The organism is Rhizobium sp. P32RR-XVIII, from assembly GCF_012641395.1.
In the GTDB taxonomy this organism is placed as follows: Bacteria; Pseudomonadota; Alphaproteobacteria; order Rhizobiales; family Rhizobiaceae; genus Rhizobium.
On sequence record NZ_JABAIH010000003.1, the window covers coordinates 369445 to 390286 of the forward strand.

The 20842-nt window shown below is 59.8% G+C and carries 23 protein-coding genes; 9 read left to right on the plus strand and 14 right to left on the minus strand.

The features are described 5' to 3' along the window. The 4 genes from HGP14_RS11360 to HGP14_RS11375 all read right to left on the minus strand — a co-directional run bounded on the left by HGP14_RS11360 (position 1) and on the right by HGP14_RS11375 (position 3055). Entirely contained in the window at positions 1–267 is a 267-nt protein-coding gene (locus HGP14_RS11360; protein WP_168829940.1) for a DUF2277 domain-containing protein, read from the minus strand. A gap of 136 nt (positions 268–403) precedes the next feature. Beyond that, a complete protein-coding gene (locus tag HGP14_RS11365) occupies positions 404–1387 on the minus strand; it encodes an XdhC family protein (RefSeq protein ID WP_168829941.1) in 984 nt (327 codons plus the stop codon). A gap of 78 nt (positions 1388–1465) precedes the next feature. Then, positions 1466–2281, minus strand: a complete 816-nt coding sequence (locus HGP14_RS11370) for an alpha/beta fold hydrolase (protein WP_168829942.1) — start codon at positions 2279–2281, stop codon at positions 1466–1468. 75 nt (positions 2282–2356) lie between these two features. Next, positions 2357–3055 (minus strand): isochorismatase family cysteine hydrolase, encoded by a 699-nt coding sequence (locus HGP14_RS11375; protein WP_312862125.1) that lies wholly within the window; start codon positions 3053–3055, stop codon positions 2357–2359. A 235-nt stretch (positions 3056–3290) separates the two neighbouring features. Between HGP14_RS11375 and HGP14_RS11380 the strand changes: the two genes are divergently transcribed. The 4 genes from HGP14_RS11380 to HGP14_RS11395 all read left to right on the plus strand — a co-directional run bounded on the left by HGP14_RS11380 (position 3291) and on the right by HGP14_RS11395 (position 6502). Further along, on the plus strand, positions 3291–4283 hold the full coding sequence (locus HGP14_RS11380) for an ABC transporter substrate-binding protein (RefSeq protein ID WP_168829944.1): 993 nt from the start codon (positions 3291–3293) through the stop codon (positions 4281–4283). Between the two features lie 27 nt (positions 4284–4310). Continuing rightward, positions 4311–5087: an ABC transporter ATP-binding protein gene (locus HGP14_RS11385; RefSeq protein WP_168829945.1), complete on the plus strand. Its 777-nt coding sequence runs from the start codon at positions 4311–4313 to the stop codon at positions 5085–5087. 11 nt (positions 5088–5098) lie between these two features. Next, positions 5099–5932 (plus strand): ABC transporter permease, encoded by an 834-nt coding sequence (locus HGP14_RS11390; protein ID WP_168829946.1) that lies wholly within the window; start codon positions 5099–5101, stop codon positions 5930–5932. Positions 5933–6004: 72 nt separating this feature from the next. Continuing rightward, entirely contained in the window at positions 6005–6502 is a 498-nt protein-coding gene (locus tag HGP14_RS11395; RefSeq protein ID WP_168829947.1) for a TIGR02444 family protein, read from the plus strand. Here the strand turns inward: HGP14_RS11395 and HGP14_RS11400 are convergent. The 3 genes from HGP14_RS11400 to HGP14_RS11410 form a co-directional block, all read right to left on the minus strand. Beyond that, positions 6499–7077 (minus strand): UbiX family flavin prenyltransferase, encoded by a 579-nt coding sequence (locus HGP14_RS11400; protein ID WP_168829948.1) that lies wholly within the window; start codon positions 7075–7077, stop codon positions 6499–6501. The two genes, HGP14_RS11395 and HGP14_RS11400, sit on opposite strands and share 4 nt — an antisense overlap. 17 nt (positions 7078–7094) lie before the next feature. Further along, the gene (locus HGP14_RS11405) at positions 7095–7793 is read right to left on the minus strand and encodes a GntR family transcriptional regulator (RefSeq protein WP_168829949.1); all 699 of its coding nucleotides are present in this window, start codon (positions 7791–7793) and stop codon (positions 7095–7097) included. A 173-nt stretch (positions 7794–7966) separates the two neighbouring features. Further along, positions 7967–9601 carry a UbiD family decarboxylase gene (locus tag HGP14_RS11410; RefSeq protein ID WP_168829950.1) on the minus strand — a complete coding sequence of 545 codons (1635 nt, stop codon included), beginning with the start codon at positions 9599–9601 and terminating at the stop codon, positions 7967–7969. A 230-nt stretch (positions 9602–9831) separates the two neighbouring features. Between HGP14_RS11410 and HGP14_RS11415 the strand changes: the two genes are divergently transcribed. The 5 genes from HGP14_RS11415 to HGP14_RS11435 are packed head-to-tail and all read left to right on the plus strand — an operon-like array spanning position 9832 to position 15225. Then, positions 9832–12255: a xanthine dehydrogenase family protein molybdopterin-binding subunit gene (locus HGP14_RS11415; RefSeq protein ID WP_168829951.1), complete on the plus strand. Its 2424-nt coding sequence runs from the start codon at positions 9832–9834 to the stop codon at positions 12253–12255. A gap of 18 nt (positions 12256–12273) precedes the next feature. After that, positions 12274–13209: an ABC transporter substrate-binding protein gene (locus tag HGP14_RS11420; RefSeq protein WP_168829952.1), complete on the plus strand. Its 936-nt coding sequence runs from the start codon at positions 12274–12276 to the stop codon at positions 13207–13209. Positions 13210–13240: 31 nt separating this feature from the next. Continuing rightward, complete coding sequence (locus HGP14_RS11425) at positions 13241–13870, plus strand: carbon monoxide dehydrogenase subunit G (RefSeq protein WP_168829953.1); 630 nt, start codon at positions 13241–13243, stop codon at positions 13868–13870. 19 nt (positions 13871–13889) lie between these two features. Then, positions 13890–14381 carry a (2Fe-2S)-binding protein gene (locus HGP14_RS11430; protein ID WP_168829954.1) on the plus strand — a complete coding sequence of 164 codons (492 nt, stop codon included), beginning with the start codon at positions 13890–13892 and terminating at the stop codon, positions 14379–14381. Positions 14382–14403: 22 nt separating this feature from the next. Next, positions 14404–15225 (plus strand): FAD binding domain-containing protein, encoded by an 822-nt coding sequence (locus HGP14_RS11435; protein ID WP_168829955.1) that lies wholly within the window; start codon positions 14404–14406, stop codon positions 15223–15225. A 41-nt stretch (positions 15226–15266) separates the two neighbouring features. Here HGP14_RS11435 and HGP14_RS11440 read toward each other — a convergent pair whose 3' ends face one another. The 7 genes from HGP14_RS11440 to aroQ all read right to left on the minus strand — a co-directional run bounded on the left by HGP14_RS11440 (position 15267) and on the right by aroQ (position 20739). Beyond that, positions 15267–15878 (minus strand): GntR family transcriptional regulator, encoded by a 612-nt coding sequence (locus HGP14_RS11440; RefSeq protein WP_168829956.1) that lies wholly within the window; start codon positions 15876–15878, stop codon positions 15267–15269. A 354-nt stretch (positions 15879–16232) separates the two neighbouring features. Then, positions 16233–17063: a shikimate dehydrogenase gene (locus tag HGP14_RS11445; RefSeq protein ID WP_168829957.1), complete on the minus strand. Its 831-nt coding sequence runs from the start codon at positions 17061–17063 to the stop codon at positions 16233–16235. A 1-nt stretch (position 17064) separates the two neighbouring features. Continuing rightward, the gene (locus tag HGP14_RS11450) at positions 17065–18123 is read right to left on the minus strand and encodes a Gfo/Idh/MocA family protein (RefSeq protein ID WP_168830294.1); all 1059 of its coding nucleotides are present in this window, start codon (positions 18121–18123) and stop codon (positions 17065–17067) included. A 36-nt stretch (positions 18124–18159) separates the two neighbouring features. Then, positions 18160–18888: an amino acid ABC transporter ATP-binding protein gene (locus HGP14_RS11455; RefSeq protein WP_168830295.1), complete on the minus strand. Its 729-nt coding sequence runs from the start codon at positions 18886–18888 to the stop codon at positions 18160–18162. Between the two features lie 76 nt (positions 18889–18964). Next, positions 18965–19606, minus strand: a complete 642-nt coding sequence (locus HGP14_RS11460; protein WP_168829958.1) for an amino acid ABC transporter permease — start codon at positions 19604–19606, stop codon at positions 18965–18967. Positions 19607–19617: 11 nt separating this feature from the next. Beyond that, a complete protein-coding gene (locus HGP14_RS11465) occupies positions 19618–20286 on the minus strand; it encodes an amino acid ABC transporter permease (protein ID WP_168829959.1) in 669 nt (222 codons plus the stop codon). Positions 20287–20295: 9 nt separating this feature from the next. Continuing rightward, complete coding sequence (gene aroQ / locus HGP14_RS11470) at positions 20296–20739, minus strand: type II 3-dehydroquinate dehydratase (protein ID WP_168829960.1); 444 nt, start codon at positions 20737–20739, stop codon at positions 20296–20298. Positions 20740–20842 lie beyond the last annotated feature (103 nt).

The window sequence follows — 20842 nt, forward strand, 5'->3', positions numbered from 1 at the left end:
TCAGCTGAACCTGACCGCCATTCTAGCGCGCGCCTTTGCCGCTTCTTCCTCGCGGTTGCGTGGGGGTTGCGCTGTTTCCAGCGAATCGAGCAATTCCTGGGCGGCCGCCGCGATCGAACTGACCGCGTGACTGAAAGCCACTTCATTCCGTTTCGACGGTTTGGTCGTTCCGCTCAGCTTGCGCACGAACTGAAGCGCGGCGTCCTTGATTTCCTGGTCTGTCGCCGGTGGATCAAAATTGAACAGGGGTCGTATGTTTCGGCACATGATTGGCTCCCGGTCATCTTGCATGACAAAGATAAATTATATGGTGTACCGAGTTTATTTTATAGCTCGCGGACCTGCCAATGCTTTGCGTTGTCGCCAAGGAAGAACGACTAAAGTGCGCCGGCGCTCGCGGTGCTTATGCCGAGCCGAATACGTGGGCCAAGGAGGTTTGCGACGGCTCACCGTCGTTTTCCGCGATGCGTGTCTTAACCCGTGTTTGATCGACGTGAACGAGTTCGGCGAGGATCGAAAGCGCGATGTCGCCGGCGCTCTTGCTGCCGGCAAATAGGCCTGCCGGGCCGTTGATACGGTTCAGGCTTGTGCGATCGAACCCCTGTTCCTCAAGCCGCTGCAGACGCAGGCGGTGGGTCGGTCGGCTTCCCATTGCTCCGATGTAGAAGGCATCCGTCGCCAATGCCGACGGGAGCAGCGCCAGATCCCAATCGTGGTCGTGGAACATAAAGACGATTGCCGTGCGCGCGTCGGCTTCGAATGGCGGCGTGCGGTTGGGGCTTGTCAGGTGCGTCGTCGCTACATTGAACGAAGACAGGCGCTGAAGCGTCGGCTCGTCATAGGACCAGGCAAGCACTTCGAAACCGGCGATCTGTGCCATCCGGGCGAGTTGAACCGTCGCCGGTCCGACGCCCGCAATAACCAGCCGTTTGCGCGGCCGGTAAACGCGAAGCATATGAGCTCCGAAGCAGTTCCCTTCGTCGATCACCAATTCGGCGACCTGTCGATGTTTCAGGCGCTGGTCGATCTCGTCAAGGGTATTCAGATCGGCATTGACGTCGAAGAAAAGCTCGATCGCACTGCCGCAGGGAAGCTGGATATCGAAATACTTGGAGCCGCGGCCGTAACGTACCATCCGGCTCTCCCCGGCGGCAATGGCTTCGAGCGCCTCGGCGACGACAGCTCTCTCGATACAGCCGCCGGAAAGATATCCGACCCAGTTTCCTGTTTCGGATATCGCCATCTGAGCGCCTGGAAAACGCGGTGACGATCCCTCGATCTTGACCAGCGTGACGAGAGCCGGCTTCTCGCCGCGCTTCAGCGTCTCGATCGCGAAATCGAGAACGTAGTCCTCGAAAGCTTCCCATTCACCATGAGGGTCTTTCATCTACGGAACTCCTGCTTCCGGCGTTGAGCCGGGGATTTGACCGAGCGGCCGGTTGCTCCGGCCGCCTGTCGCGCATTGTCATGCAGCCGCGCGGAGCTTCAGCAGCGCAGCGGCAATCTCAGAGGGAACTTCGAGCGGCGAGAAGTGCCGCACCCCTTCCATCACCTCCAGATGTGAACCCTTGATGTTATCCGCCAGATATTGCGCCATCTCAGGCGGCGTGGCGTAGTCTTCGGAGCCGACGCGGATCTCGCAGGGGAAGGCGAATTTATGCAGAAACGCGCGCAGATCTGCGGCGCCGAGCATTTCACAGGTTGCCGCATAGGCCGGCAGTTCGTTGGCGAGGAAGATGCCGACAGCCTGGTCGAGGATAGCGGGGTTCGCTTCCCGGAATGCGTCGCCGAACCAGCGCGTCTTCTGGAAGCCCACCAGCGCCGAGAGGCCCTCGTTCTTTGCCTTTGCGGCGCGCTCGGCCCAGGCGGCCGGTGCATTTTCTCCGTACCAGGCCGTCGTGTCGAAAAGTCCGAGACCCTGCGTCCGCTCAGGGTGATGGCTTGCGAAAGCCAGCGAGACGCAACCGCCCATCGAAGCTCCGGCCACGATCGCGGCGGGCCAGCCGATATGGTCCATCAAGTCGGCGATATCGTCGGCAAATTGCTCGACGCGATAAGGGCCTTGCGGCTTGCCGGACTGGCCATGCCCCCGGCAATCGAAGATCAGTACGTCGCCCGCGCCCTTCAGCGCTTCGACGGTGCTGTTCCAGAAGCTTTTGTCCATGGCAAGCGAGTGCACAAGGACAAACCGGGCGGCGCCGTCGCCAGGGACCAGGCGGTAGGAGAGGCGGGTGCCGTCCCGGGCTGTTGCGAAATCGGATTCTGTTTTGCGGGTTTCCACGTGGGGTTTTCCTTTATCGTCGTAGCACGTCGATGCCGCTGCCGGCCGGGTCGCCGGCAGCGGCGGTTTTGATGGTCAGCCGACGGACTTCTGCGCCGACCCCTTGGGAAGGTTGAACATTCCGCGCGGCAGGCTTTCCATGAAGGCAAGAACCTCCGGGCTTTCTATGACGTCGGCATACTTGGCATTGAGGTCGCAGAGCGCTATCGCATGGCTTGCTTCGGATCGTTCGAAACAGGCGTCCTCGACCATCGTGACGCGATAATTGTGGCTGAAGGCATCGACGACCGTCGCGCGCACGCAACCGCTCGTGGCGGTGCCGGTGATGATGACGCTGTCGCAACCGAGCTGCGTCAGATAGCCAGCAAGGTTGGTGCCGTGGAAGCCGCTTGGCTTCTGCTTGTAGATGACGATGTCCTGCGCGCTCGGGGCAATCTGCGGCATGATCTCGTTTCCGTCCTGGTTCGTACCTGTGGGCTTTTCTCCGCTACGGGAGTTTTTCCACGCCCAGGCTCCCGCATCCCAGTTGTCGTCACGCCGGACGCCGGTCGTATAGATGACGGGCATCTCGCGCTCGTGCGCGGTATCGATGAGCCTGCGGATGATCGGCAGGGCATCCCAAGCGGCCTCGCCACCGGACTGCCGCCATTTCTTGATCGACTCCAGGACAGGCTCCCGGCGATCGCCGCAGAATGCATAATTCACGTCGATCACCAGCAATGCCGGACGTTTTCCAAAGCCCTGCCTGGCGCCGTACCCTGCGAGCTCAAACACGCGTTTATCCCGCTCGGTCAAGAACTTATTCCAGATTCTCTCAGTCATAAACTCGCTCCCAAATAATCAGCAAATACAGCGCCGTCCGATGCAGGCCGCTTAACGACTTGACTTATGGCACAGTTATGATTGTATGGCAAACATACACTATGACAAGATTACATTCGACAGTCTTGCATATGTGGTCTCGCCCCTGCAGGGGTAAACTCAATCAATACCTTTCGGGAGGAGGTCAATGATGGTTTCGAAAATGACAGTGCGTAGCCGCTTGTGGGCGATCGCAGGAAGCTTGGCGGCAGTGTTTACCATGACGCCGGCGCAAGCTCAGGAGGCCTGGAAGCACGGTATCGTCGAAGCAAAGGGCGATTCCGGGTTCCTGTTCCAGGCAGCCGAAGGTGGCTTCGGCCAGAAGCATAATCTCAACATCGACATGGTGGAATTCACCGGCGGTCCGACGGCGCTGAAGGCGCTGATTGCAGGCGAGCTCGACAGCTTCGAAGCAAGCCCGGTCGTTGCTTTCGCGGCCATGCATCAGAATGCCGACATCAAGATCATCGGCTGCAACTGGCCGGGAATGACCTACACGGTCTTCGCCGCGCAGGATGTCAATTCGGCGGCCGACCTCAAGGGCAAGTCGATCGGCGTTTCGGCACCGGGTTCCCTGCCTGCGCTCTTCGGTCAGCTCGCTCTGGAAGCGGCCGGCGTTACCGACGTGACCTACGCCAATGCTGGAGGCAGCGCCGATCGCGTGCGCGCCATCAGCTCCGGCGTCGTTGCCGCTGCCGCAAGCTCGAGCGAGTTCGCCGTCAGCGCCGATACACTCAAGGTAAAGCCGCTCCTTGCCGGTGCGGAAGTGACGCCGAAATTCGTCAAGGTCTGCATCATGACGACGGGCGCCAAGATCGCCGAGCGCCGTGCCGACATGGTGAACTTCCTGGCCGCCGAAATGGAGGGCCTGACCTATGCCGTCAACAACAAGGACGCCATGATCGCCCTGGCGCGCAAGGTCGCGCACCTGCCGGACGACGACAAGACGGCCGAGTTCATCTATGATGAGGCCATCAAGTATAAGGCCGTCGCCACCGATCTCGCGATTCCCATGGAAAATCTGCAGTGGACCGACGACCAGATGGTTCGCCTTGGTGCGCTGAAGCAGAAGGCCGATGTCAGCAAATTCGTTGACGAAAGTGTTCGCCAGGAAGCCTTGGCGGCAGTTCAGAAGAAATAAGCTTGTTCAATTCGAGGAGGACTCTGCATGGCTCATCTTGAGGTGCAGAATATCGTCAAGTCTTTTGGCACACGATCGGGTGTCCAGTTCGCGCGCGCGTTGGATGGTGTTTCGTTCGATGTCGAGAAAGGCGAGGTGATTGCACTGATTGGCCCCAGCGGTTGCGGCAAGACGACCTGTCTGCGCATCATCATGGGCCTCGAGACATCCACGGCCGGTCAGGTTCGCGTGGCCGGGCGCCCGGTAGCGGGCTGTGGTCATGATCGAGGTATGGTCTTTCAGCATGCAGAGCTCCTTCCTTGGAGGAACACGCTCAGCAATGTCGGTTACGGTCTCGAGATGAAAGGCGTCAAGGAGCCGGAACTCTCGAAGAAATCCAGCCACTATCTCGACCTTGTTGGTCTCAATCACGCGGCAAAGCTCAGGCCGCACCAACTCTCCGGTGGTATGAAACAGCGCGCCGGTATTGCCCGCGCGCTTGCCATCGACCCGGAGGTCCTGCTCATGGACGAGCCGTTCGGCGCGCTGGACTCCCAGACGCGCGAGACGCTGCATGGAGAGCTTTTGTCGATCCACGGCAAAACCGGAAAGACGATTATCATCGTCACGCATGATCTCGATGAGGCCGTCATGCTGGCGGACCGCGTCATCGTGATGCAGAAGGGAACGATCGGCGAGATCGTCCCGATCGAGATCGGCCGCGACCGTCAGGACATGCGCGCCGTACGCACATCAGCAGAATATTCGAAGAAGCGCACGATGATCTGGGAAGCACTCCACGATCACGAACGCAAGGCAGCTTGAGGAGTAAGATCATGTCTACAACCACGCAGACGGACAGGGTGTTTTCCTCGAAACAGGCCGAAGGCGTAAGCAGCCGTTGGACGATGCCGAACTGGATGATCACGACGATTTCCGTGATTATCGCCTTGGCTATTTGGGAATACTTCGGCCGCAGCGCAAACCCGCTTCTTGGCACCTATCCGAGCGCTATCCTGGTTGCCGCGAAGGAGATGACCGCCGACGGCCGGCTTCTTACCGCACTCTTCGATAGCAGCAAGCCGTTCGTCGCAGGCTACCTCGCGGCCGCCGTGATCGGTATTCCTGTCGGATTGCTGCTTGGCCGGTATCGCGTTCTGGAAGCCGGCTTCGGCATCTACGTGACCGCTGGCTATGCGACGCCGCTGATTGCTCTCGTGCCGCTGATGATCCTCTGGTTCGGTCTTGGCTTCATGGTCAAGGCCGTTATCGTCTTTCTGCTTTCCTTCTTCCCTATCTGCTTGAATACCTGGTTTGGTGTGAAAGCCGTGCCAAAGACGCTGATCGAGGTCGGGACGGCCTTCTGTGCTCCTCAGGCGCAGATCATGCGAGGCATCATTCTGCCGGCAACGATCCCTTATATCATGGCGGGCCTGCGGCTCGGGATCGGCAAGGCGGTGATCGGTATCGTGATCGCCGAATTCCAGACGGCCATCTCCGGTCTTGGCGGCATCATCATCACCTCGGCCAACGGCTTCCGGACGGCTGAGATGTTCGTGCCGATCGTTCTGATCATGGTGATTGCGGTCGTGCTGTCGGAGCTGGTAGGCTTGCTCGAGCGATACGTTGCACCCTGGCAAAGTGAAATTGCCGGGCAGGACGCTCCCTGATATTCGGCTTTCAAGGCTCATCTTGTCGCCGGGGGTTCTGCCTCCGGCGATTTTCATTGGGAGATCTTTCGGATGAATACGGCGCGCGAGCAGGCTTTGTGGGATTTTGCCGTCAGCCTCTATGGCAGGCCGGGCGTCGCTGAAGCTTGTCTTGCGCTGCAGGATGAAGATGGCGTCGACGTGCCGCTGCTTCTCTATGCTGCGTGGCTCGGAGATCGAGGGATCGCGCTTTCGGCATCGGATATCGCCGAAATCATCGGGGCCATCGGCGGATGGCAAAGAGAGATCGTCTCGTCGCTGCGCGTCATTAGGAAGCGGTTGAAGGAAGGGCCGTCGCCGGCTCCTAACGAGACGACCGATGCGCTGCGCAATGCGATCAAGAGCGCGGAGCTCTCAGCCGAACGTATCGAACTTGCGCTCTTGGAGAGCCAGGGGCGCCATTTGGCCGCAACCGGCGGAGGGACCGCGGCGGCCAACATGATCGCCATTGTGGCTCACCATGGCGATGGAGTTATCGGCGAGCGGGCATCGGCCCGAGTCTGGAGGATTGCCGCAGCTGTCGGTCCCTAGTTGGAAACGTCCGTTTCTTCCTTCCACCGTTTGACGAGGGGAAGGTGGATATCGAATAGATCGAGTGCGCGACCGACTGTCTGGGTCACGATGTCATCGATCGTCTGCGGTTTGCTGTAGAAAGCGGGAACAGGCGGCATGATGATCGCACCGTTGCGCGTCGCCTGGTCCATCAATGCAATATGGCCGGCATGCAGCGGCGTCTCCCGCAACAGCAGCACGACACGGCGGCGCTCCTTGAGGCAGACGTCGGCAGCCCGCACGATCAGCTCGTCGTTATAGCAGTTGGCAATTCCGCTGAGCGTCTTGATGGAGCAGGGCGCCACAAGCATGCCTGCAGTGCGGAAGGAACCCGAGGACACGGCGGCGCCGATGTCCCGGTAGTTATAGAGCTTGTCCGCGAGGCCCCGGATTTCCTCCGCCGGCATGTCGATTTCATCGGCAGCCGTCCGTAAAGCGGACGGTGAGATAATCGCATGCGTCTCCACATCGGCAACGTCCTTCAGAAGCTGCAGGGCGCGCACGCCATAGATGATGCCAGAGGCTCCGGTTATTGCTATGATGAGGCGTCGCATGCGATCTGGAACTTTCTTTAAGCTTGGATGAGTTCTGTAGGTTCATTCCGGTGGAGAGCCGAGCGCGCCGAATTCGCGACATGGGTTTCGGCGGCCACATGGGCAGCCTGCTTATCACGCTTGCCGATCGCGTCGACGATCTGCTCGATTTCCTTGATACTCTGAAGCCGCCGCTCCGGCCGCACGACGGACTGGCGGCGAAGTGGGGACGTTAGAAGAGTCAGCTTTTTCAGCAGGTCGAAAGCGATCGGATTGCGAGCCCCGGAGCATATGAGATCGTAGAAGTCGCGCTTCGCGGCAACGATCTCTTCGGCGGTTCCAGTCTTGTAAGCCTCCTTCAGCCGCTTGCTGTGGCGTGTGAGGGCCGCCACTTCGGCGTCAGGTGCGTTTTCTATGAATTGCTCGATGATCAAAGGCTCCAATACGCCGCGGATGCGGTAGATATTTCCGGCATCCTCGGCCGTAACCGTGACGACCGCGAGCCCGCGATTGTTGAGTTCGGTCAATATTCCTTCGGCTTGCAGCTGGCGCAGCGCTTCGCGAAGAGACGTGCGGCTGACATTCAGTTGCTGGCAAAGATCTTTCTCGACCAGACGGGCACCGGGCTCCAGATGGCCGGTTTCGATCGCCCGCCGCAAAGACTGGATGATCTTGTTACGCAGGGGTGCGGACTCCTGCTTGAGGGGTGCAAAAAGCTCGATTTCCCGATTATTCATGATTTCCCCGCTAAGGCCTCTTCATAGTGCCACATTACATGACTGTCACACAGACAGACATTGTTCAAAGATCTTTATTGCGCGCATTAGCGAGTCTTCGTCAAGGGAGCCCGTGGATGCCTCCCGGCGCCGGAATCGTGCCGGCGTCGGGGGTATATTTGCGCGGTGGCAGCTCAGTCCTTTTTCTCTATGTCGCGAACGGGAGTTTCCGGTTTGATGCCGGGCCGGCGGCGTGAAAACGTATTCTCGCCGGTCGCCCGCCAGTCCCCCGTGACTGCCGAATCAGCAAACCCGGTCCAGAGATCGCTCCAGTCGCCAAGCGAATAGCCATGCCATGGCGGCTGCGGCGAAAGACGCGGGAGCTGCAGATCTTCCCAGATCTTTCGCGCACGTGTCATGTAGGGCTCTGCCGGCAGGGCAAGCGGCGGCATCGGCGCCTTGAGCGTCGCGTCGATCAAGAGGGTGCCTTCGGCGCGTTTCGAGCCCGATTTTGGACCATGCCCGCCCGAACGATAGGGACTGACATGCACATCATCGATCATGTTGGCGCGATAAGCGAGTGACCAGAATACGGCGTCGGCATTGCGCGCATCGATGTCATCAGAAACTGCGATGACGATCTTTCCGCACTGAGCCTGCAGGTTCGCGGCACCCTGGAGGCCACGCCAGATTTCCGATTGCGGAGCCGAGCGGTCGAATTCCAGGAAGATGACCTTCCGGATATTGGTCAGCGGTTCGTGCATGACGACGCGCTTGATTCCCTTGACGTTCAGGACCTTCTTCAGGTGATTGTAGAAAAGTGGCTCGTAGGCGACGCGCTTGAGCACGCTCGACTCGCTCGGGGTGACCTGGCTGACGATCGATACAAGTACCGGCTTGCGCTTGCGGGTGATTGCCGTCACGCGCATCGACATGTTGAAGTCTTCGAGGGCCACGTGTCCATGGCTTTCGCCGAACGGACCTTCTGGCTCGAGAAGTTCGGTGTCCACCAGTCCTTCGATGACAATCTCGGCGTCGGCCGGCACTTCGAGGTCAATCGTTTTGCATTTGACGATCCTGATGGGCTTGCCGGTCAGTCCGCCTGCGACGCCAAGTTCGTCCTGATCGATCGGCAATTTCTGTGGGCCGGTGAAAAGCACCGCCGGGGCGCAACCGATCACGATCGCGCAGGGCATCGGCTCACCGCGCTTCTGATATTTGAGCCAATGCTGGTATCCGCCGGCGCCGCTGAGGCGGCTTGCCATGCGTACGCCAAGGCGATCTTCAGCCTTAAGTGCGGCGCGGTAGGTTCCCATGTTGCGAATGCCGTTCTCCGGATCGCGGGTTACGCAGAGCGTTGCAGTGAAATAAGGGGCACTGTCGAAGCCCGGCGTGGAAACCGGAACAGGCAAGCTGCCAAGACCACCGCCTTCAGCCTTCAATGCATCGCCGGTGATGACGACTTCTTGGCATGGCGCCTCATCGACCATCACCGGATCGATCGGGTTCTCCATGGCGCGAACCCATACATCGCCAATCTCATCCTCCTCGACGCCGAGGCCGGCTGCATAGATCGCGGGCGAAGCCGCAAGCACGCCGACAGCCACGGGGATGTCGTATTTTTCGCCTTTTGCTCCGTGAACATCGGTAAACAGAAAACCGCGGCGCTGATCGTCGGGCAGGCCCCCCTGGAATTGCCAGCGCGCAAGCGGATGAAGCTCCGCATCCTTGTCGATCGGCACCTGGATTTTGGTCAACAATCCATTCGCCTCAAGCCGGGCGAGGTGCTCCTGGAGATCCTGCGGAGCATTCTGCTCTTTTGTCCTCATAAAAATGGTGCTCCCAAATGCGTTTCCGCGGCCGAAGAGAGGCCGCCTCCCGCTGATTTTCGATCATTCACAATCGCACATAGGCCGGATCGCGAAACAAGATGTTTAAAAACGCCCGTCTTTTTCGATTGCATTAACATCGCCATACTGTCATACATTATGACGAGAAGCAACAGCGTACTGCCTGATAGCAACGGCATGCCGCAAGTCGCGGAGGATGAGAGTTCTGAATGGCCAACCCAACTCAAAAACGCGTTGAAACGCTGGAGCAATCTGCGCGGGAGAAGATCAGCTACCCCGCTCTCTCGCCTGAAATGAAGCTTGTCGAAGAAGCTTTCTTCCGGCATGTGGGCAAGCCCATTCCGCGCAAGGAAGATGGACGCCTGATCACCGGCAAGGGCCGGTTCTCCGACGACTTCAACTTTCCGGGCCAGACCTATGCGGCGATGGTGCGGTCGCCATATCCTCATGCGCGTATCCGGTCGATCGATCCGAGCGAAGCGCTGTCCAGTCCCGGTGTTCTTGCTGTGCTGACGGGGCAGGATGTTCTCGACGACAAGCTTGAGCCGCTCCCTCACAGCCCCGTGCCGTCCACAAAATTCGATATAAAGTTGACGGCGCCAGATGGCGGCAAGCCGTTTATCGGACCGCATTACCTGCTGCCGGCTGACCGGGCGCGTCATGTCGGCGAGGCCGTTGCCATGGTGGTGGCCGAAACCGCGGCGCAAGCAGCCGACGCGGCCGAAAAGGTCCTTGTCGATTATGAGGAACTGCCGCACGTGACAAACACGGCTGCGGCTGCCGAACCGGGAGCCCCGGCTGTCTGGGATGAAGTCCCGAACAATGTATTCATCGAGTCGAAATTCGGTGACTGGGCCGGAACCGATGCTGCCTTCGCCAAGGCAGATCACGTGATCCGCGCTGATTTCCATATCGACCGCGTGACCGCGGTGACGATCGAGCCGCGCGCAGCGGTTGCCAACTTCGACGCTGAGACGGGTCGCTACACCCTTTATGCAGGAAGCGGCGGAGCGGTGCGTCAGAAGGGGGAGCTTGCCAAGGTTCTAGGCATCGAACCCAAGAATCTCCGGGTGCTGTCCTTTGATGTCGGCGGCAACTTCGGCGCCCGCAACCGTGCCTACGTCGAGTTCGGCCTCGTTCTATGGGCCTCGAAGAAGGTCGGTCGGCCGGTCAAGTTCACGGCAACACGTTCGGAAGCGTTCCTGACCGACTATCAGGGCCGCGATCTGGTGACGAAAGTCGAGCTTGCTTTGAGCAAGGAAGGAAAATTCCTGGCGCTGCGGGCCGATAACCTTAGCAATGTGGGCATGCGCTGCGTCTCGCTTTCGCCACTCAGCAAAGGCTCGGGCCTGATTACCGGCTCCTACGACATACCAGTTGCAGCGCTGCGCGCGCGCGCAGTCTTCACCAATACGATGTGCACGCAGGCTTATCGTAGTTCCGGGCGCCCGGAAGTCACTTACGCTATCGAGCGTCTCGTGGAAATCGCAGCTCGCGAGCTCGGTTTCGATCCGCTCGAGCTGCGCCGCAGGAATCTGGTTCAGCCGGAGCAGATGCCCTACACCAATGCGGTGGGCTCCATCTACGACAGCGGCGAATACGAAAAGAACATGAACAGGGCTCTCGAGCTTGCCGATTGGAACGGCTTCGAGAAGCGGCAGCAGGACGCGGCGAGGCGTGGCAAGCTGCTTGGCCGCGGATTTGCCAACTACGTCGAGTCCTCGATCGGTTCGCCCAAGGAACGCGCCGAGATCGAGGTCAAGGACGACGGAACAATCGAAGTCGTGATCGGAACGCAGCCCAGCGGACAGGGGCATGAAACCAGCTTTGCCCAGGTTGTGGCCGACATGCTCCAGGTACCGGTCGAAAAGGTCTGGATCGTCCTGGGAGATACCGACATCGTGAGTGTCGGCGGCGGCTCGCATTCGGGACGCTCGATGCGTCACGCCGGTACGGTGATGGCGATGGCGTCTGCCGACCTTCTGGCCGAAGGACGCCGCCGCACCGCCGCCCTGTATGGCGTAGATGTTGACTCGATCGACTTCGAGAGTGGTTACTTCAAGCTGCGAGGCAGCAATGAAGCGATCGATATTTTCGAGCTCTCGCTCCGCACCCGCGAGGCCGACGGCCCCCTGCGGGTTGCGCGTGACAATGAAATGCACACGCCCGTGTTTCCGAATGGGGCTGCGATCTGTGAGGTCGAGGTTGATCCCGAGACCGGGCATGTGCAGATCACCGCCTATTCGACCATTGACGATGTGGGGCGCTGCATCAATCCGCTGATCGTTCACGGGCAAACCCATGGCGGTATTGCACAGGGTGTCGGCCAGGCCATGTGGGAACTATGCGCCATCGACGAGACGACGGGTCAGCCGCTCGCCGGCTCGTTGATGGATTACGGCATGCCGCGCTTCGACAATCTGCCATCTTTCAATTGCGAGATCGCCGAAGTGATCTCGCCAACAAATCCGCTCGGCGTCAAAGCGGGCGGCGAAGGAGGCACGACGCCGGCGCTCGTTACCGTAACAAACGCCGTCATTGATGCACTGAAAGATTACGGCGTCACGCAATTGCCGATGCCGCTCACGCCCTTCACCGTCTGGAAGGCCATTCATCAGGCCGGTGCACGATAACTCAGGAGAACTTCGTCCATGACCCATAAGCAAACGGTTCGCGTCATTGCTTTCCCCGGCGCTCCCAATCTCCCGGTTTTCGCTGCAAGCGAAAACGGCTTTTTTGAAGCGGAGGGTCTTTCGATCGAGCTGACGCTAACGCCGAATTCCATTGCTCAGGCCGAAAGGACTGCCGCTGGCGAGTTCGACATTATCTTCACGGCATTCGACAATATCGTCGCCTATGGCGAGGGGCAGGGGCCGGCAGGCGCCGCGGTCAATCCCGACTATGTGACGATCATGGGGGCGACGCAGCTGGAGCTTGCCATCGTTGCCGCTCCGGATGTCAAAAGCTATTCCGACCTCAAGGGACGCAGCATCGCGCTCGATGCGCTCTCGACCGGCTTTGCCTTCGTGCTCTACGAGATGTTTGCGCGGGGTGGTCTGAAGCCGGAAGATGTCACCTACGTTCCCGTTGGCGCAACACCGCAGCGGTGGCAGTCCGTGAAGTCAGGCGAGCATGCCGCGACCTTGACCATCGAGCCGTTTACCAGCATTGCGCGGAAGTCCGGCTTCAACGTACTTGGCCTTTCGACGGAGATTTTCGACAGCTACCAGGGCGGCGCCGTTGCCGCACATCGCCCCTGGGCAGAGCAGAACCCGGAGACGGTGAAAGCTTTCATCCGCGCGTATCTCAAGGGTCTGGCCTGGACGCTCGATCCGCTGAACCGCTCGCAGGCCGAACGTATCCTGCAGGAAAAGATGCCGGAGATTCAACCGGCGGCCTTGCAATCGGTCATGACGAGCGTGCTCTCGCCGCGTTCCGGGCTGACTCCGGATGCCAAGATCCTCGCGGATGGCATGACGCGGGTTCTGGAGCTGCGCTCACGCTTCGGAAAGGGCGGAACGACGCTGACAGACCCGTCCAAATATCTGGACCTCGCCCACTACAACACCGTGACCGGCAACCGCTGAGCGGGTCGATGCATTCACCGGGAGGTTTCTGATGGATTTGAAGGGCGAATACAGGATCAAGGCTTCTCGCGAAAACGTGTGGAAGATGATCAACGATCCGGAGGTGTTGAAGGCGTGCCTCCCGGGCTGCGAAAGCCTGCAGGGCAGTCCGGCGGAGGGCTTTATCGCGCGGGTGACGACGAAGATCGGTCCGATCAAGGCGACGTTTGAAGGCGCGGTAAAGCTTAGCAACATCGAGGCGCCGGCAAGCTACACGATCTCCGGCGAAGGAAAAGGCGGCGTCGCGGGCTTCGCAAAAGGCGGCGCTGATGTGAAGCTCGCCGAAGACGGCAATGAGACGATCCTGACCTATGTGGCGAATGCCCAGGTCGGCGGCAAGCTTGCGCAGCTCGGCGCGCGGCTGATCGACTCGACGGCAAAGAAACTCGCCGATGAGTTCTTCAAGAGCCTCGCCGACCGTATCTCCGAGCCGCTAGCGGCACCCGTGCCGCCGGTCGCTCCTTCAGTCGCGTCGGTCGCGGCTGCGCCGTCTCCGCGTCCGGCATCCGCTGCCTCTGCTGCCTCTGCTGCCGCATCGCCTGCCATGAACCCGGCGAAACTATGGATCATCGTCGCTGCCGCGGTTGCCGTGGTGGTGATCGCAGCGGCCGTTCTCCGCTGAAAGAATAAGGTAGAAGATCATGTCCACCGTTACCCTGACCGTCAACGGCACCGAGCAGACCAAGACCGTGGAAGACCGCACGCTGCTCGTTCACCTCATTCGCGACCATCTCGGACTGACCGGGACGCACGTAGGTTGCGATACGACGCAGTGCGGCGCCTGCACCGTCATTCTCGATGGTCGCGCGGTAAAGTCCTGCACCATTCTCGCTGCCGCTGCCGATGGCAGCTCTCTGACGACGGTGGAAGGCCTTGCGAAAGGTGACAAGCTGCACGACGTCCAAACTGCATTTCATGAATGTCACGGCCTCCAGTGTGGTTTCTGTACACCGGGCATGATCATGGCGTCGGTCAATATGATCGACCGTCACGCCGGTGTCCTTGATGAACATACCATCCGTCACGAACTCGAAGGCAATCTTTGCCGCTGCACCGGCTATCACAACATCGTCGAAGCCGTCCTGCAGGCTGCCGAAAAATATCGTGATGAGCACGCCATAGCCGCTGAGTAAGCCAAAGGACGGGGAGCCCTCCATGTACACGTACGAGACCAAATATCATCGCCCGAAGACATTGGCCGAGGCTGCGGAGATTTTCGCAAGCAGTGACGAGCCGGCCTACCTTTCCGGCGGCCACACTCTCATCCCGGCCATGAAGGGCCGTCTGGCCGCGCCTGCAAACCTCATCGATGTCCGCCGTATTCCGGAGCTCTCCGGTCTCTCTGTTGCAGCCGACAGGATCGTCATTGGCGCGGCAACGACGCATGCGACGGTGGCAGGCTCCGGTGAGATAGCGGCGGCGATACCAGCGTTGTGCGGACTTGCCGGATCGATCGGCGACGTGCAGGTACGGCATGTTGGAACGATCGGCGGCTCGGTCGCCAACAATGACCCGGCAGCAGATTACCCATCGGCTGTTCTCAGTCTCGATGCCACAATCCATACCGATCGCCGGGCGATATCTTCCGACGACTATTTTGCCGGGCTTTATACGACGGCGTTGGAGGAAGGTGAAATTCTCGTGCGGCTGGAATTCAAGATTCCAGAGATCGCCGGATATGCGAAATTCCGCAATCCTGCATCACGCTATTCGCTGGCCGCATCGTTCGTCTCGAAGCTTCGCGACGGTTCTGTGCGCGTCGCGATTACCGGAGCTGGCAATTCCGGAGTCTTTCGCTGGACCGAAGCCGAGGAGGCACTGAGCGCGCGGCTGGAGCCGGGCGTCCTGGACGGGCTGCACCTCGACCCTGCTGATATGATGGGCGACATGCATGCATCCGGCGAATATCGTGCGCACCTCGCAGAGCTTATGACACGCCGCGCCGTGGCAAACATCGGCGGCGTCCATATCGACTGATGAAATAGGCACGGGCTTCGGAGCACCGGAGCCCAGTGCCTCTACCGTGACGCCCGCTTGGCATCTCCAACGCCACTCTTGCTCTCGTCGACCGCAGCGAGAAAGGCTCTCAGTTCGGCCTGTCTCTTGGCGCCCGCCATGGGGTCCGACCGGGACAGGCGGCGCGATAGGACGATGCGATTGTTGAGCTGCGCTAACATATCAGACGCCGTCCGGTTGCCGCTCACGTCCATGATCAGCGTCGAGATCTGATCCTCGATCGCCATTGTCTCGTCTTCGTTAGCCGTTTCGAGGTCGTCAAGCCGTCTGCGCAGTTCGACGACCTGACTTTCGCTGGCGTTTCTTCTAAAATCGCTAATCAGTAGGGCTTCGATCGCGCGTCGAACGGACAGGATCTCACGGATTTCTTTCGGCGTAATGGCCACCACCGATCGGCCCCTGGGCGGCACATTGACGATCATTCCCTCCGCTTCCAGATGCTGGAGGGCTTCACGCAGCACCGTCCGGCTAATCCGCATTTCTTCGCAGATTTCCCTTTCGATCAGCTTCTGTCCAGGAGGAAGAGTCCCCGAAATGATGGAGGCACGCAGGCTGTCGGTGACTTGCTGGCGGAGCGAAACCGCACGTGGAACATTCAGACCAAGACCGGACATCGCGCATCTCTCTTCGAAACTCTCCCATGACTGGGCTGGCGTTGTGTTGCAACAAACCCATCGTTATATTTCTAGAAATATAACGTCAAGTGCGCCGGCTTGAGCTGCAGGCGCCTCCTCCTCCTGCTTGTTGCAGGGACCCTGTGTGTCGGGACTGAGGAGGCTTGTTGCGGGCAGGGGGCGATTGGGTTCCGGTCGATGAGAACCGGTTCTCGATGTCGGCCCACCGCCGCCGCGGATCGCCCGGTCAGAAGCACTCAATAGCAAGAAGCACTGAGCGAGCCGATCGGCCCCGCACCGGACATAATCCCGTCGGTGAGATATGGATCTTTCGATCGTTCGGCCAACCGCCCTTCAGGGGAACAGAGCAATCGAGCGCAGATCGTCCGCAGTGGTCGTCGGGAAGCCAAAGAATTCCAGATACGCTGGTATTTGTTCGAACAACATGTCTGTTCCAACCTGGAACGCGCAGCCTTGAGCGCGCGCCGCAGCAAGGAGCGGCGTAATCTCTTCCTTCATGACGACTTCGCCCACGAACGTGGCGGAGGACAGGCGCGAGACATCCAGTGGCAACGGGTCATCTTTCCGCATCCCGAGAGGTGTCGCGTTGACGACGATGTCGAAGCCGGCGGGATCCGTCGAACCGATCGCTACGTCGGTTGCGGGATAGTATGTGTTGAGACGGTTTCGAAGCCCCTTCAATGTCGCCTTGTTGTCGTCATGAAGCGCAATCCGGCGCACGCCTGCACCGGCCAATGAGGCGGCGATGGCAGATCCGACGCCGCCGGCACCCACGACGAGCACGTCCGCACCCGCTACCTGTTGCCCCTTGCGCAGGAGCCCTCGTACGAAGCCTTCGCCGTCGAACATGTCCCCGACCAGTCCGCCGCCGGCTCCAAGTTTGACCGCATTGCAGGAGCCTGCCACCCTGGCGTTGGTCGAAACCTCGTCGAGCAGGCTCATCGTCGTCATCTTGTGCGGCATGGTGATCAGAGCGCCACGGATATTCGAAAGCCGGAAGACGAGCTTGAGGAAGGAAGGATAGTCTTCAGGCCTGCAGCCCATCGGCACGACGACCGCGTCGATCCCGCTCTTTTCGAAATAAGGGTTGTAGATCAGCGGCGCCTTGAATGACTCCGTTGGATAGCCGAGATGAGCGATCAGCTGCGTGGTTCCACTGATCATGTCAGTGACCTCGCCGCATGTCAGCGTCGGTCAAGCGGATCGTCTGACCGGATCGGGCCGATGACTTGATCGCCTCGATGACGCGAAGTGTCGCAAGTCCCTCCCGGCCGCTGACCAGCGGCTCGGCGCTGCCGCGAATGACATCGCAAAAATGCTTGAGCTGTGCGGCAAGAGGGTCGGCCGGGGTGAATGGCACGTGTTCTTCGACCAACCGTTCCAGCCAATCAGGCTTCGATGCATTGGTCCAAAGCGCAAGTTGCGGAATTGCGAGCGAACCGCCGGTTCCGCCAATTTGGTAGCAAGTCTGATCCTGCCGTGGAAAAGCCGGATTTTCACCGGCCGTCATTTCCCAACTCCAGGGAGACGCGACGGCATCGGAGGCATTCAGCGTGCCGAGAACGCCACTGCTGAACCGAAGCAGGACGACGGCAGTATCCTCAACGGCATGGTCCCTGGCGGAATTCGATTCCATCGCATGGACGCTTTCAACTTCGCCGAAGAAATAGCGGAAGAGGTCGACGTCATGAATGAGATTGATAAAGGTCGGCCCGGCACCTGCCCGGCGTCGCCATGCGACGTCGAAATAGTCGTCTGGCTTGGCCACCCAGAAGCTTCCGTGAGCGGTCAGGACCTTGCCGAGTCGGCCGCCTTCCAAAACGCGCTTTGCTGCCTGGATCATGGGGTTGTGGCGACGATGATGGCCGACAAGAATTGGGACGCCGGCTCTTTCACCAGCGTCAACGAGCATAGCGGCGGCTCCGGCATCATCCGCGATCGGCTTTTCGACGAGGACTGGGATGCCGGCCTTGATGACCTCCATGGCGTTTGCGACATGAAGCTGGTTCGGCGTTGCAATGATGACACCGTCCGGACGCTCGTTTGCGGCAGCTTCGGCAAAGGTCGTATGCCATGTCGCTCCTTTGCTTGCCGCAAAGTCGCGCCCGATGTCTGATGGATCGATGACGGCGCAAAGTACGGTGCGCCGCTCGGCCAAGATGCGTTCGACATGGCTCTTGCCGATGAGGCCGGCGCCCATAACGGCGATCTTCAAAGGAGCCATCTGCAACTGTTCTGACATGGAAGTTTCCTCGAGGGCCTAGTTGCGCAGGATTTCGCCAAGGAACTTGCGCGTGCGCTCATGACGCGGATTGGTGAAGAAATCGGCCGGGTGCGCTTCCTCGACGATCGCGCCGCTTGCCATGAAGATCACCCGGTCAGCGACCTGGCGGGCAAAGCCCATTTCATGCGTCACGCAGATCATCGTCATGCCTTCTTCGGCGAGACTGATCATCGTATCGAGGACTTCCTTGACCATTTCCGGATCCAGCGCCGAGGTGGGCTCGTCGAACAGCATGACTTTCGGCCGCATGCAGAGCGCGCGCGCAATTGCGACGCGCTGCTGCTGGCCGCCGGAGAGTTGGGTAGGGTATTTGCCGGCCTGCTCCAGGATCTTGACCCTGCCGAGCAGTGACCGGGCTCGTTCCTCGGCCTCTGTCTTTCCAACGCCGAGCGCCCGCATCGGTGCCAGCATGCAGTTCTCAAGGACCGTCAGGTGCGGGAAAAGATTGAACTGTTGGAAGACCATGCCGACCTCGCGCCGGATCGCATCGATCGCCTTTGCCTGGTTTCCCATCAGGATGCCGCCAACGCGGATCTCCCCCTTCTGGTAGGTCTCCAGATGGTTGATGCAGCGGATGAGCGTCGATTTTCCGCTACCCGAAGGTCCGCACAGCACGATCCTTTCGCTCTTGCGGACCGACATGTTGATGTCGTGCAGGGCCTGGAAGGCGCCATACCATTTCTCCACGTGGGTCATGGTGATCATCGTCTCTACGGTCGATGCAGAAGCATTGGTCATGGTCTGAATTCCATCGATCTCTCGTGGTTTCGCTTGAGCGTCATCAGCGCGCCGACACGGCAAATCGCTTTTCGAGGTGCGCGCCGAAGATCGTCAGCGGGCAGCACATCAGGAAGTAGAGGGCGCCTACGATCCCGAAGACCGTCAGCGGCTCAAAGATCTGGTTGGAGATGATGTTGCCGGCGCGGGTGAGCTCCGTGAAGCCAACGATCGAGGCCAGCGACGTTCCCTTGATGAGCTGCACGAGGAAGCCGATCGTTGCCGGCAGCGAGATGCGCAGCGCCTGCGGCAGGATCACATCCTTCATCCGCCAGACATATTTGAGGCTGAGCGCCTTTGCGGCCTCAGTCTGGCCGCGCGGCACGGCATCAATCGAACCCCGCCAGATCTCGCCCAGATAGGCGCTGGCGTGCAACGTCAATCCTATGGCGACAGATAGCCAGGCGTCGAGCTTCAGGCCGATCAAAGCCAGACCGTAATAGGCGACGAAAAGCTGCATCAGCAGCGGCGTGCCCTGAAATAAGGCGATGTAGCCGGCCGTAGCGCGTTCCAGCACCGGTATCTCGGACGTGCGGGCCAAGGCGACGCCAAGCCCTGCGATGCAACCGCAGACGAAGCCGACGGCGGACAGAAGGACGGTCCATTTCAGGCCGATCAGAAGGAAAACGAATTCTTCGCTGCCCATGATGGTGGCTCCTACTTGACCGGATAAGTGAAATAACGGGCCGAAAAGAGCGCAAAGAGGCGCATCATCAGCCAGGAAATGACGAGGTAGAAGATCAGGACCGTGAAATAGACCTCGAAGCTTCTGAAGCTTTCCGACTCGATGCGTTGCGAGACGGAAGTCAATTCATAGGCCGAGATCGCCGAAGCAATGCTGGTCGACAGCGTCAGCAGCACGAATTGGCTTGTCAGCGACGGATAAATCGCCCGTAGCGCCGGCTTGAGGATGATCAGCCGGAAGACCTGCGCCTTGTGGAGGCCAAGGGCCAGCCCCGCCTCCATCTGCCCCTTCGGGATGGACTGGACGCCACCGCGGATAATCTCGATGGCATAGGCACCGCCATTGATGCCGAGCGCGATGATCGCCGTCGGCGTCGGGTCGAGCCGGATACCGGCAAGCGGCAGCGCGAAGTAGAGAAAGAAGATCTGCACCAAAAACGGCGTGTTGCGGATGAGTTCGACGAAACCGATGATCAGCCAGCGCAGCGGCTTGAACGGCGAATCCCGCAACGCGACGCCGCCGATGCCGATCACGATTGCCAGCAGCATGCCGCAAATGGCAAGCAGGAACGTGCCGAGACAGCCAAGCAGCAGCCCAGGCAAGCCGTCGATGACCGGCGTGAAATCCAGGGTGTAGTTCATCGCCTCTCCTCAGCCGCGCATGACCATACCGGCCATCGCCTGGATCGCCAGCTCGTATCCGTTTGCGCCGAAGCCGATCATGATCGCGGTGGCGACACGTGAGACCAACGAATTGTGATAGATGCTCTCGCGGGCATGGACGTTCGATATGTGCAGCTCGATTTTCGGCGGATCAAACGTCTTCAGCGCGTCGAGCAGGGCGATCGATGTGAAGGTATAGCCGGCCGGATTGATGATGATGCCGCAGGCCGCGTTGCGCGCCTGATGCACACTCTCCACCAGCTCACCCTCGAAATTTGTCTGGCGAAAGTCGACGTCGAACCCCAGGCTCTTTGCCTTGGCGAGGCATTTTTCCTTGATATCGGCGAGCGTCGTCGTGCCGTAAATGGCTGGCTCCCGCTGGCCAAGAAGATTCAGGTTCGGCCCGTTGAGCACAAATATCGTCTTGTTCATGATCGCGCTCCTCGAAACGCGCTGGGCCCTAGCCTTTGGCACGGCAATTCCGTTGACGGGCACCGTAATGCCCGCCCCTTTTTTGCCTCTTGCTGAAGCAGTA

Bases quoted from the DNA above. Each gene is read 5' to 3' on its own strand.
- HGP14_RS11450 (WP_168830294.1), bottom strand. From the start codon at position 18,123: ATGGCTCCTTTGAAGATCGCCGTTATGGGCGCCGGCCTCATCGGCAAG.
- HGP14_RS11405 (WP_168829949.1), bottom strand. From the start codon at position 7,793: ATGAATAATCGGGAAATCGAGCTTTTTGCACCCCTCAAGCAGGAGTCC.
- HGP14_RS11415 (WP_168829951.1), top strand. From the start codon at position 9,832: ATGGCCAACCCAACTCAAAAACGCGTTGAAACGCTGGAGCAATCTGCG.
- HGP14_RS11430 (WP_168829954.1), top strand. From the start codon at position 13,890: ATGTCCACCGTTACCCTGACCGTCAACGGCACCGAGCAGACCAAGACC.
- HGP14_RS11395 (WP_168829947.1), top strand. From the start codon at position 6,005: ATGAATACGGCGCGCGAGCAGGCTTTGTGGGATTTTGCCGTCAGCCTC.
- HGP14_RS11455 (WP_168830295.1), bottom strand. From the start codon at position 18,888: ATGATCACCATGACCCACGTGGAGAAATGGTATGGCGCCTTCCAGGCC.
- HGP14_RS11365 (WP_168829941.1), bottom strand. From the start codon at position 1,387: ATGAAAGACCCTCATGGTGAATGGGAAGCTTTCGAGGACTACGTTCTC.
- HGP14_RS11435 (WP_168829955.1), top strand. From the start codon at position 14,404: ATGTACACGTACGAGACCAAATATCATCGCCCGAAGACATTGGCCGAG.
- HGP14_RS11460 (WP_168829958.1), bottom strand. From the start codon at position 19,606: ATGGGCAGCGAAGAATTCGTTTTCCTTCTGATCGGCCTGAAATGGACC.
- HGP14_RS11410 (WP_168829950.1), bottom strand. From the start codon at position 9,601: ATGAGGACAAAAGAGCAGAATGCTCCGCAGGATCTCCAGGAGCACCTC.
- aroQ (WP_168829960.1), bottom strand. From the start codon at position 20,739: ATGAACAAGACGATATTTGTGCTCAACGGGCCGAACCTGAATCTTCTT.
- HGP14_RS11360 (WP_168829940.1), bottom strand. From the start codon at position 267: ATGTGCCGAAACATACGACCCCTGTTCAATTTTGATCCACCGGCGACA.
- HGP14_RS11420 (WP_168829952.1), top strand. From the start codon at position 12,274: ATGACCCATAAGCAAACGGTTCGCGTCATTGCTTTCCCCGGCGCTCCC.
- HGP14_RS11380 (WP_168829944.1), top strand. From the start codon at position 3,291: ATGATGGTTTCGAAAATGACAGTGCGTAGCCGCTTGTGGGCGATCGCA.
- HGP14_RS11465 (WP_168829959.1), bottom strand. From the start codon at position 20,286: ATGAACTACACCCTGGATTTCACGCCGGTCATCGACGGCTTGCCTGGG.
- HGP14_RS11425 (WP_168829953.1), top strand. From the start codon at position 13,241: ATGGATTTGAAGGGCGAATACAGGATCAAGGCTTCTCGCGAAAACGTG.
- HGP14_RS11400 (WP_168829948.1), bottom strand. From the start codon at position 7,077: ATGCGACGCCTCATCATAGCAATAACCGGAGCCTCTGGCATCATCTAT.
- HGP14_RS11390 (WP_168829946.1), top strand. From the start codon at position 5,099: ATGTCTACAACCACGCAGACGGACAGGGTGTTTTCCTCGAAACAGGCC.
- HGP14_RS11445 (WP_168829957.1), bottom strand. From the start codon at position 17,063: ATGATCAGTGGAACCACGCAGCTGATCGCTCATCTCGGCTATCCAACG.
- HGP14_RS11385 (WP_168829945.1), top strand. From the start codon at position 4,311: ATGGCTCATCTTGAGGTGCAGAATATCGTCAAGTCTTTTGGCACACGA.
- HGP14_RS11440 (WP_168829956.1), bottom strand. From the start codon at position 15,878: ATGTCCGGTCTTGGTCTGAATGTTCCACGTGCGGTTTCGCTCCGCCAG.